This window comes from Streptomyces sp. NPDC051211 (genome assembly GCF_040689505.1).
GTDB lineage: Bacteria > Actinomycetota > Actinomycetes > Streptomycetales > Streptomycetaceae > Streptomyces.
This window is the reverse complement of record NZ_JBFBAV010000003.1, coordinates 293153-303983: the sequence shown is the minus strand read 5'-3', so window position 1 is coordinate 303983 and position 10831 is coordinate 293153. Positions and strand designations below refer to the sequence as shown.

Genomic DNA, 10831 nt, shown 5'->3' with positions numbered 1-10831 from the left:
GGTGATGTCGCCCCGACCGTACTGACCTCAGGCGTACCGACTTCAGTGCGTACCGACCTCAGGCGTACTGGACGCTCGCCGGTGACCCCGGCGTTCGCGCTGCCCGTATGACTCCGACCGTCATCATCGGCTGCCTGCCCGTCACGCCGTCCATCATGGCGCAGGGCTCCGCCCGGGGGCAGCGGGTCGACGCGAACGCCCGCCGTTCAGCCGGGGCTTGGTCGAGTGTTGTCCCGAGCACTCCCCTTGTTTCCGGCCGGCGCCTTACCATGCGCTTGCGATGCGCGCGCCGCGCACAGCGGTGTCAGGGGGAGGCGCGATGGCCGCAGTACCGTACGACGACCGGCCGGCCGAAGGCATGGCAGACGTACCGGACCGCGTGGGGCGCGGTCTTCCTGGCGGGGTGGAGCTGTACCACCTGAGGCCGGACGGGGGCATCGTGATGGCCGACCGGGGAGGGAGCCGGGAGCTCGGGCCGGAGCGGGAGTTCCTGCGGTTCATCGACGACGGGCAGTTCGCCCGCTACCTGGTGGGCGATGCGGCCACCGCGCCGGAGCGGCCCTCCAACGCCACCGTCAAACTCGGGGTCGTGGGCCCGCGCAGCGCCTTCACCCCGCACGCGCACGGCGGCGAGCACTTCGTCCTCAGCCTCGGCCACGCCGCCTGCGGACTCTACGACGCGGACCGCGGCCGGGTGACCGAAGTCCCGCTCACGCCCGGGATGCTGATCCGCATCCCGGAGATGATGCCGCACTCCTTCGCCAACCGGGGCACCGGCCCGCTCACCATCCTCGCCGCCAACACCGGGTACGGGATCGACCACGAGGACTACGCGATCACCGCGGCCGAAGCCGAGCGCAGGGCCGACTCGACCGGTTTCGCCTCGACTGCCGGGCCAGCCGCCGGAGTCCCGCTTGCCGGGCCGGTCGCCGGAGTCCCGGCCGCCGGAATCCCCGCCCCGGGCGCCGGCCGGACCGCCCTGGCCGCGACCGCGACCGCCGCCGTCACCGACTACCGCGCCCTCGCCGCCGCCCTGCGCGACATCGAACGCACCCAGCGGGTCCACGGCATCGCCCCCACCACCGTTCGGGAGCGGCTGGCCGCACGGCTGCGCCGGGTCGCGACCGCACTGGAGGTGCGCCGGTGATCTGCCCCCACTGCGAGCGCAACCTGCTCCGCAAGGAGCGCACCGGCAACCGCTGCACCCACTGCGGGCGCCGCTACGCGCTGGACCCCAAGACCAACCCCCTGCGCCTCAACGACCTCCGGGTACGCCGGATCACCGCCAAGCTGACCGACGAGGGACGGATCCAGGTCACCCCGGGCCAGTTGTGGTACGCGCTGTCCCGCAAACAGTTCAAGGACGGCGAGTTCGCGGCCGGCTGCGTGGTCCCGGCCCTCGCCGTGGCCCTGATCACCGGCTTCATCTCCGCCGCCGCCGAACTCCCCTTCCTCGCCGTCGTCTCCGCCGGCCTGCTCCTCACCGCGCCCGGCATCCTCATCGCCCGGCTGGCCGGCGCGGGCAAGGGCATCCCGCCCATGACCCGTGGCGCCTTCCGCTCCGAGGCCCTCGCCGAATGGCGGCGGGTGTACGGCGGCCTGCCGCCCGGCGTGGTCGACGACAGCCGCCACCCGTGGCCCGGCCGGCCAACGGCCGGAGCCGCCGGAGCCGCCGAAGCTGCCGAAGCCGTCGGGGACACCGTCGTCCTCGTCTGCCCCGACCCCTCCATCGCCTCCTTCCTCGCCGCCGACGGCCTGCCCGACCGCTACGGCATCACCCTCGCCCAGGGCCCGAAGGACGCCCTCGCCCTGCCCTCGCGCGGACCGCTCCTCGTGCTCCACGACGCCGACGCGGGCGGCGAACTGCTCGTACGGCAGCTCCGCGACGCCCAGCCCGGCCGTACGGTCGTCGACGCCGGACTGGCGCTGCGCACGGTCCGCGGGCTGCCGCAGGCCGTCCCCTACCGCGACCCGCGACGGAAACCCGACGCGGAGACCATGCGCCGGCTCTCCGCCCTCGGCGCGTACACGCCCGAGGAGCTGAAGTGGCTTCAGCAGGGCTGGCGGTTCCCGCTCGTCGGCGTCCCTCCGTTCCGGCTGCTCACCGTGGTCACCCGGCTCGCCGAACAGGTCACCCGCAGCACCGACGCCGACCGGCGGCGCGCCGCGGACCTCGGCTTCATGACCTGGCCGGGCCCGGTCGGCCCGGGCCCGGTCGGCCCGGGCCCGGCAGGTGGCCGGTGATCTGCCCGCACTGCTCCGCCTCGCTGACGGGCAAGGAGCGGACGGGCCAAGTGTGCGCGCACTGCCGCCGGCGGTTCGCCCTGGACCCGAAGGTCCACGGCCGGGGCATGAACGACCTGCGGATCCTGCGGTGCGTGGCGCGCGCCACCGACGGCGGCCGCCTCAAGGTGACCGTCACCCAGCTCTGGTACCTGTCCCGGACATACAGCTCCGCCTGGGGTCCGGGCGCGCCGAGCGGGATTCGGCCGGGCCTGCGCTGGCTGGTCGCCGTGCCGGTCTGCCTCGGCCTGTTCCTCTGCGCCGGGCTCGCCGACGGCTTCCTCGCCGCACTGAGCGGAATCGCCGCGGTCGCCGCACTCGTCGTGGCCTCCTCCATGAACCACCGGCCCGGACTGCGGGCCGGCTCGGTGATCAGCCCCCGGGAGGAAGCCTTCCGGCAGCTGATGACCGGCCCCTGGAGGACGGCGTACGAGGGGCTGCCCAAAGGCGTGGTCGACGACGCGGGGCGCGCCCCCGGGCCCACGGGGCCGCAGCCGGCCCGCCCCCGGGCCGTCATCCTGTGCACCGACCACGCGGTCGCGGTGTTCCTCCGGGCCAACGGCATTCCCGAGCGCCTCCGGGCGGTGCTGGTGGAGGCGGAACCGGGGGACGCCCACGACGCCCTCGTGGACGTCCCCGGCCGGCTCCCGGTCGTCGTCCTGCACGACGCGAGCGCCCTGGGAGTGCTGCTCGCCCCGCTCCTGCGCCTCGCCCACCCCCACCGGACCGTGGTGGACGCGGGCCTTCCGGTCGCTGCGGTCCGGAGCGGACGCAAAGCCGTCCACCGCTTCTCGCCTCCACCGGCCGTCGACGCCGCGGAACTGCGCGCGGTGGCGGATCTGCCCGAGGAGGACGCCGCCTGGCTGGTCGAGGGCTTCTGGAGCCCCCTCGCCGCCGTACCCCCGCCGCTCCTCGAGTCCGTCGTCACCGCGGCCGTGCACCAGGCCCTGGCCGCCGCGCCCGCCGGCTCCGGCAGCGCCGACGGCTTCCTGACCTGGCCGACCCCGACGGAGGCGCCGGCCGGCGGCACGTCCCGTACGAAAGGCACCCCCTCCGGATGAGCCCGCGAATCCTCCGGCCGCTCCGCCGGCCCCGACGCCCCGGACCCGCCGCCGGTTCCGGCCTAGCCGCCCGGCTGCTCGACCCGGCCATCACCCGGGCCGCCGCGCGCGCCGCCGACCCCGGCGGCCTCCGCTTCACCGAACGGCAGCTCTACTACGAGACCTGCCGCGTGCTGCGGCCCGCCCCCGCGCTCCTCGGCCGGATCCCCGGCACCCCGGCCCCGCCGCTGCGCCTGCCCGTGTTCACCCGCGCCCTGGACGCGCGCGGCCGGGAAACCGTACCCGGCCTGCTCCCGCCCCCACCGGCGCCGGCCGACAGCACGCGGAAGCACCCGTCCGAGCCGGACCTTTACGACTACGGCCTGCCCCGGCTGCTGCTCTGCCAGGACCGCTCCCTCGCCGGGATGCTGCTCGCCAACCACGTCCACCTGGAGGCCGCTTGCCCCGTCCTCGCGGCATCCGACGCCGTGCCCCTGGATCCGCGGCTCCTCGCCGCCCTGGAACGCGCGGGCGGCGCCACCGTGTACGTCCTGCACGATGCCAGCCCCCAGGGGGTCGTACTCCCGGCACGGGTCCGGGCCGCCCTCGGTGCCGTCCCCGGGGTACGGGTCACCTCGCTGGGCCTGGTACCCCGGCAGGCGGCCGCCCTGCGCCTGCCCTCCGGCCGCCGCCCGGCACCCGCCGCGGCCGAACGCGCCGCCTGGCCGGGCGCGTTGCGGCCGCAGGAGGTCGCCTGGCTCGAGCGGGGCAGGTTCGTGCAGCTCGACGCCGTCCCGCCGGCCAGGTTGGTGCGTACGGTGCTGCGCCTGCTCCGCGGGGCCCGGCCGCCCCGCGACTCCCTGTGGTCCGGGCTGCGCGGCCTGCGCGGCACCGGCTTCATGACCTGGCCCGCCGCGTGACCCCTCCCGGGGATCCCTCCACCAGACATGAGGAACGCACACGATGATCCGGCCCCAAGAGATCGGCTATGCGGACGAACTGCTCGCCGACGGCACCGTCCACCGCAGGTACGAAGGCGGCCGCGAGGAATGGCGCCGCCGCGCCCCCGGCAGCCCCCACCTGGTGCACTGGCACGACAACCGGGGCGCCTCCGGCACCGACGAACTCCTCGGCGGCCGCATCATCAAACGCACCCTCGCCGACGGCACCGTCACCTACGCCCGGGACATCGGCTACGGCCGCACCCTGTGGGCGCGCGGCGAGACCGTCATGGTCAACCGGAGCTCCTTCGGCGGCCGGGTGGGCGTGCTGCTCGCCGGCCTGGGCGTGGCCACCCTCGCGATCACGGCCGCCCAGCTGCCGCCGCTCAGCATGAGCCCGGAGGAGGAAGAGGCTCTGCGCCAGCAGCAGGCACAGAGCCAGACCTCCTCGTCCTCCGGCGGCGACGGTGGCGGGAGCGGCGGGGCCGGCGACGACGGCGGATCCGACGGCAGCTCCGACGACGACACCTGGGAAGCGGGCTGGGACGGCGACCAGGACGCCTGGAGCGACGACGACTTCGGCTGAGCCGGCGAACAGGGTGAAGCACCACGCAGCAGGAAGTGCACAGCAGTACGGAAACACGAAGGAAAGGAGCCGCCCGTGGCACGCCTGTGCGCCTGCCTGGCCGCCACCACCGGGCAGGCCCGCGCCCACCTCGAAGCGATGGGCGCCGCCGGACCCGGCCACGTCCCCGTGGACGTACCGGGCGCCGAGCTCGGCCTCATCCCCGGCGAACCCGGCCGCGCCACGGGCCCGTTCACGGCGTACGGCCGGACGGCGGTCGGCGAGGTCACCCTCCACAACCGCCCGGTGCTGCTCTCCGCCCTCGCGGCCCGGGCCGCGCCGCCGCCACCCTACTGCTCCGACGGCGAACTGCTCCTCCAGTGCTGGGCGTTGCTCGGCGACGAGGGGGTGGCGCTCGCCGAGGGCATGTTCGTGCTGGCCGTGCTCGACGGCACCGACCTGGTCCTGATCCGCGACCACGTGGGCGCCCGCACCCTCTTCTACGCGCGGACCGACGGCGCCTGGGCCGCCTCCACCTCGCTGCGCGCCCTGCGCCGCTGGCCGGCGCTCGGCCCGACCATGAACCTGTCGGCCGTCCGCTCCTTCCTCACCTTCGCCTACCTGCCGGGCGAGGAGACGCTGCTGACCGGAGTCCGGGAGGTCCTGCCCGGCCGGGTCCTGCGGCTGGGCCGGGACGGCACGGTCACCGAAACCGTCCACTGGGAGCCCCGGGAACGTCTCGGGGAGCCCGCGCCCGAGGACCCGTCCGGCCATGTCCTGGCCCTGCGGGCCCTGTTGGAGCAGGCGACGGCGGCCAGGCTCCCGGCCGCGGAGCCCGCGGCGGTCCTCCTCTCCGGCGGCATCGACAGCTCCCTCGTCACGGCCCTGGCGGCGAAACTCCACACCCACCCGGTCCACACGTACTCCATCAGCTTCGGCGACGACCTGCCGAACGAGCTGGGCTACTCGGGACTCGTCGCCTCCCACTGCCACACCCGCCACCGCATCCTGAACGTCTCCGGCGAGACCGTCGCCTCCCGGCTCGCCGAGGCGGCCGCACTGCTGGACAGCCCGGTGGGCGATCCGCTGACCGTGCCGAACCTGATCCTCGCCGAGGCCGTGGCCGCGGACGGCGCCTCCGTGGTCCTCAACGGGGAGGGCGGGGACCCGGTCTTCGGCGGGCCCAAGAACCTGCCGATGCTGGTGCAGGAGATGCACCGGACGCCGGGCGCGCCCTGGGACGAGGACCGGGCCACCGCCTACCTGCGCTCGTACCGCAAGTGCTGGACGGACCTGCCGGTGCTGCTGACGGCGCCCGCGCTCGACGCCCTGCGGGACGCCCCCCGCCCCCAGCGCCACGTCGAGCCCTACCTGATGCCGGAGGCCGGCAGCCCGTATCGCATGGGCCACCTCCTCAACCAGCTGCTCCACTGCAACCTGCGGACCAAGGGAGCGCACCACATCCTGACGAAGGTGGAACGGCTGACCGCCTCCCAGGGAGTGGAGGGCCGCGCCCCGCTCTTCGACCGGTCGGTCGTCGACCACGCCTTCGCGACCCCGCCCGGCTACAAACTCCGCGGCACGGCCGAGAAGTGGAACCTGAAGGAGGCCGTACGCGACCTCCTCCCGGACACGGTCGTCGACCGGCCCAAGAGCGGTATGAGGGTGCCCGTCCAGCAGTGGCTGACCGGCCCGCTCCGGGAACTCGGCCATGAACTCCTCCTCGGCCGGCAGTCCCGTCAGCGGGGCCTGTTCCGTCCGGAGACCATCCGCACCTGGCTGAAGGGCGAGGGCACGCTGCTGCCCCGCCAGGGCGGCAAGCTCTGGCTGGTGCTCACGCTGGAGCTCTGGCTGAGGTCGTACGAGATATGAGGGACCCGAGGACACCGACGTGCAGAAGGCAGCCATGACCAGCGAAGCCGGCGAACCCACCGAACCCATCGAACCCACCGAACTCGCCGAACCCACCGAACTCGCCGACCCCAGGACCGGACGGTCCCGCGGTACGGCTCCCCGCTCGCGCGCCCCCCAGGTGGCCGCCGCCGTCGCGGACGCCCGCGCCGCCCTCCCCGGCTGGCGCGCCCTGACCCCCAAGGACCGGGCCCGCCGCCTGGACCGCCTCGCCGGCCTCGTCGAGGAGCACGCGGCGGAGTACGCGGCCCGCGAGCGGGCCGGCACCGGCAAGCCCGCCGCCGAGACTGCGGGCGAGATCGAGCAGGTCGCGGACCTGTTCCGGTTCTACGCCACCGCGGCGCGGACCGGGACCACCCCCGCCGCCGGCCATCTGGTGGCGGGCCACGAGAGCTGGGTGCGCTGGGAACCGGTCGGCGTGGTCGGGGTGATCGTCCCCTGGAACTACCCGCTGCTGATGGCGGCCTGGCGCTGCGCACCGGCCCTGGCGGCCGGCAACACGGTGGTGGCGAAACCGGCCGAGACCACCCCCGACTCCCTGGAGCTCCTCGCGGAGCACGCGGCACGCACCCTGGGCGCGGGCGTGCTTCGGTCCCTCCCGGGAGACCGGGAAACCGGCCGCCTCCTGGTCGCATCCCCCGTGGACATGCTCGCGTTCACGGGCAGCGGAAGGGCGGGCGCGGACGTGGCGGCGCGGGCCGGGACCCGCCGCGTCAGCCTGGAACTGGGCGGCAACGCCCCGGCGATCGTCCTCCCGGACGCCCCCGCCGACACCTTCGCCGCCCTCGCGGAGGCGGCCACGTACAACGCGGGCCAGAGCTGCGCGGCCCCGGCCCGGGTCATCACCCTCCCGGAGAACTACGAGGCCGCCGTCGCCGGGCTGACTGCGGCGCTGGGCTCCCGGCTCGCCGGCCGCGATTTCGGGCCCCTGAACAACCCCGACCAGCTGGCCCGCTACGACCGGCTCGTCGCCTCCTCCGCGGCCAAACGGAACCACGCCGCGGCCATCGCCCCGGAGGCGGGCGAGGAGCACGGCCACTGGCGCCCGGCCCGGCTGCTGGCGGACCTCCCGGACGACGACCCGGCCGTCACCGAGGAGGTCTTCGGGCCCCTCCTCACCGTCCAGCAGGCGGACAGCGCGGAGGCGGCCCTGGCCCTGGCGAACAGCGTCCCGCAGGCCCTCGCCGCGAGCGTGTGGACCACCGACCTGTACGCCGGCCTCGACCTGGTGGCCCGGCTGGACGCCGGCGAGGCATGGCTCAACTGTCACCTCGTACAGACGGCGGAACTCCCGCACGGCGGACGGGGATCATCCGGCCACGGCACCGACCTGAGCATCCTGGCGCTGCACGAGTACCAGCGGCCGAAGACGGTGACCGTACGTCTGGCGGCTCCCCGGCGCGGGATTCAGAGCGCGTAGGAGCCGAACGGCCAGCGGTACATCCGCATCGGCAGCCACCACAGCAGTCCCGCGTGCTCGGCGACCAGGCGGGCTTCGGCCAGTTCGCTGCGCACCTCCGGCGGCACGGTGGCGACGGCCGTTCCCTCCCGCAGCGCGGCGATGGCGTCGAGGAAGGGGGGTTCGTCGATGGTGAACAGCTCCAGGGACCCGAACCGGCGGTCCCTGACCTCGACGAACCCGGGCCCGCGCCGGTACACGCACTTGCCGGGGAAGTACGCTGCGCGCCAGCCCCGCAGGGTCTGCTCGGGCGCCCCCTCGATCCGCGACGGGGGATGGAGGTGGGCGAGTACGCCCTCCCCGGCGCAGCCGTCTCCGCAGCGGGCCACCCAGTCCACGGCGATGCCGCGGCCGGTCAGTTCCCGGATCAGCAGCAGTGACCGAGCGGACTCCCGGTCGGCGTCACCGCACAGGCCGACCGGCCGGGGGAGGCGGACCCAGCGGGCGCCGGCGGCCTGGAGCCGCTCGGCACCGGCCTGCGCCGCACCCGACAGCTCGTGCCGGCCGAGGGCCATCCCGGGCAGGGCCCGGGCGGCCGGGTCGTAGTCGCGCCAGGCCTCCACGGTGACCGCTCCCACCCCGGCCTGCACGGTCTGCACGGTCTGCGGGTCAGCCGACTGCGAGAGCATGGCGCTCCTCCTCGTTCAGGTCTTCGTGGCCGGGGTGTTCGTGCCGGTGCTCCACCCGGAACAGCACCTGGTTGGCGGCTTCGACGGCCACCTGGAGGTAGGTGCCGTCCTCGTGGAACACCAGCCCCTGCCGCATCCAGAGATCCAGTACGGACCGTACGGACTCCGGGTCGCCGCCCGTCCGCGCGGTCAGCGTGGCCAGGGACCGGGGCTGGTCGAGCAGCCGGAACAGGGCGATCTCCGCGGGCGAGGTCAGTTCGAGGACAGTCCAGTCGTAGGCCGGCCGGCGGTTGACCAGCACGATCCGCGCGTCCAGGTCCTGGTAGGTGAGCCGGCCGGCCGGGTACTCCGCCCGCCAGGTCTCGATCGCCTCGGCCAGCCGGCCGGCCAGCGTGTCGTCGATGCCCTGCGGGGGAGCCGCGAACAGGTAGGCAAGCCCGGTGAGTTCCTCCTCCGGCAGCCGGTAGATCTCGGCGTACTGCTGGGCCGGACGCAGGTCCGCGAAGCCGAGCTCGCGCCGGTCGAAGTACGGGCTGAACCGTTCGATCGCGATCCGGGACGCGCCCGCGGGCGGCTCCAGGTGGTGCAGCATCGGGATCTGGCGGATGACCGACTCGTAGTCGGCGGCGGTTTCGCCGGGGAATCCGAACAGGTAGTTCCAGCAGGCGCTGACTCCGGTGCTCTGCGCGTCGCGCAGGGCGCGGACGTTCTGGCAGCCGGTCACGCCCTTGTCCATCAGCTTCAGCACCCTGGTGCTGAGGCTTTCGATGCCGGGCTGCACCATCACCGCGCCCGCGTCGCCGAGCATCTGGAACTGGTGGCGCTTCAGGTTGGACTTCACCTCGATGTGCAGCCGGATGTCGTGTTCGGACTCGGACAGGCGGCGCAGCACGGTGTCGAAGTAGCCCATGTCCAGGATGTTGTCGACGACGACGAAGTCCAGGACCTGGTAGCGCTCCGCCAGGCCGGTCAGCTCGGCGTGGAAGCGGTCGGGGCTCTTGCTGCGGAACTCCATGAAGGAGCCGTTGAGCCCGCAGAAGGTGCAGTGGTGCTTCTCGCCCCACCAGCATCCCCGGGAACCCTCCACGAGCAGTTTCGGCTGTACCCACCCGGCCGCCACGGACTCGTCGAGCCGCTCGAAGAACCCTTCGTACGCGGGGGCCAGGATCTGGCCCGGGGGCAGCGGGCGGCGGGACATCGGGTTCGCGCGGGAGGCGCCGGAGCCGTCGCGCCAGCACAGGCCGGCGATGGCCGCCAGGGCGTCCGGGCCGGCACCGCCGGTGACACGACCGTCGCCGTCACTGCCGTCACTGCCGTCACTGCCACCACTATCGTCGGCCAGTGCGTCGAGCAGGGCCGGGAAGGCCACTTCGCCCTCGCCGCGGACGACATGGTCGAGGAACGGGAAGCTGCGGTGCAGGGCCGCGCCCATCTCGCCGTCGCAGTTCGCCCCGCCGAACACGATCCGGGTCCGCGGGGACAGCTGCTTCAGCAGCCGTGCGGCGGCCAGGCTCGCGGTGTTCTGCTGGAAGGTGGTGGTGAAGCCGACCACGTCCGGTTGCCCGGCGGCGAGTTCGGCGGCCAGCCAGGTCACGAACTCCGGTGCGAGCGCGTGCAGGGCCGCGGTCATGGCGATCTCGTCGGCGCCGGTGCCGTGTGCGGCGAGGAACGCGGAGAAGGCGCCGACGTCCCCGCTGCGGCCGTTCAGCGCGCTGGAGAAGACCCAGTCGCCGGCTCCCTGGAAGTACGAGGAGGTCGAGTAGTAGTCGTAGTCGGCGAGGCGGAACGGGGTCCGGGCGGCGACCCAGTCGACGAAGTCCAGGTTCGCGTGCCGGACCTGCACCTCGTGGCCGCGTGCTTCGGCGGCCGTGCGCAGGATTCCCAGCGCGAGCGAGGGCACCTCGACCGACCCCCACGGCATGTTCACGAGCAGGATCCTCATCGCCTGTCACCTCCAGGTGCAGTGGACGCCGCCCCCGGGGCCCGCCGTCGGGCCCCGGGGG

Annotated in this window: 9 protein-coding genes; 7 read left to right on the top strand and 2 right to left on the bottom strand. The window is 74.4% G+C overall.

Annotated features, from left to right (window positions below):
- The first annotated feature begins 319 nt into the window (after window positions 1–319).
- The 7 genes from AB0447_RS06295 to AB0447_RS06265 all read left to right on the top strand — a co-directional run bounded on the left by AB0447_RS06295 (window position 320) and on the right by AB0447_RS06265 (window position 8160).
- Window positions 320–1147 (top strand): cupin domain-containing protein, encoded by an 828-nt coding sequence (locus AB0447_RS06295; RefSeq protein ID WP_366475321.1) that lies wholly within the window; start codon window positions 320–322, stop codon window positions 1145–1147.
- Entirely contained in the window at window positions 1144–2244 is a 1101-nt protein-coding gene (locus tag AB0447_RS06290) for a hypothetical protein (protein WP_366475320.1), read from the top strand. Before AB0447_RS06295 ends, AB0447_RS06290 begins: the two co-directional genes overlap by 4 nt.
- Window positions 2241–3344 carry a hypothetical protein gene (locus AB0447_RS06285; RefSeq protein ID WP_366475318.1) on the top strand — a complete coding sequence of 368 codons (1104 nt, stop codon included), beginning with the start codon at window positions 2241–2243 and terminating at the stop codon, window positions 3342–3344. Before AB0447_RS06290 ends, AB0447_RS06285 begins: the two co-directional genes overlap by 4 nt.
- Window positions 3341–4243 carry a hypothetical protein gene (locus AB0447_RS06280; protein ID WP_366475316.1) on the top strand — a complete coding sequence of 301 codons (903 nt, stop codon included), beginning with the start codon at window positions 3341–3343 and terminating at the stop codon, window positions 4241–4243. Before AB0447_RS06285 ends, AB0447_RS06280 begins: the two co-directional genes overlap by 4 nt.
- 43 nt (window positions 4244–4286) lie before the next feature.
- Window positions 4287–4850: a hypothetical protein gene (locus AB0447_RS06275; protein ID WP_366475315.1), complete on the top strand. Its 564-nt coding sequence runs from the start codon at window positions 4287–4289 to the stop codon at window positions 4848–4850.
- A gap of 75 nt (window positions 4851–4925) precedes the next feature.
- Window positions 4926–6701, top strand: a complete 1776-nt coding sequence (locus AB0447_RS06270; protein WP_366475314.1) for an asparagine synthase-related protein — start codon at window positions 4926–4928, stop codon at window positions 6699–6701.
- A gap of 34 nt (window positions 6702–6735) precedes the next feature.
- Window positions 6736–8160, top strand: coding sequence for an aldehyde dehydrogenase family protein (locus tag AB0447_RS06265; RefSeq protein WP_366475313.1), 1425 nt, complete (start codon window positions 6736–6738; stop codon window positions 8158–8160).
- Here the strand turns inward: AB0447_RS06265 and AB0447_RS06260 are convergent.
- On the bottom strand, window positions 8148–8828 hold the full coding sequence (locus AB0447_RS06260) for a DUF5825 family protein (RefSeq protein ID WP_366475312.1): 681 nt from the start codon (window positions 8826–8828) through the stop codon (window positions 8148–8150). The genes AB0447_RS06265 and AB0447_RS06260 overlap by 13 nt on opposite strands.
- Window positions 8809–10770, bottom strand: a complete 1962-nt coding sequence (locus tag AB0447_RS06255; RefSeq protein ID WP_366475311.1) for a RiPP maturation radical SAM C-methyltransferase — start codon at window positions 10768–10770, stop codon at window positions 8809–8811. Before AB0447_RS06255 ends, AB0447_RS06260 begins: the two co-directional genes overlap by 20 nt.
- Between the last annotated feature and the right edge of the window lie 61 nt (window positions 10771–10831).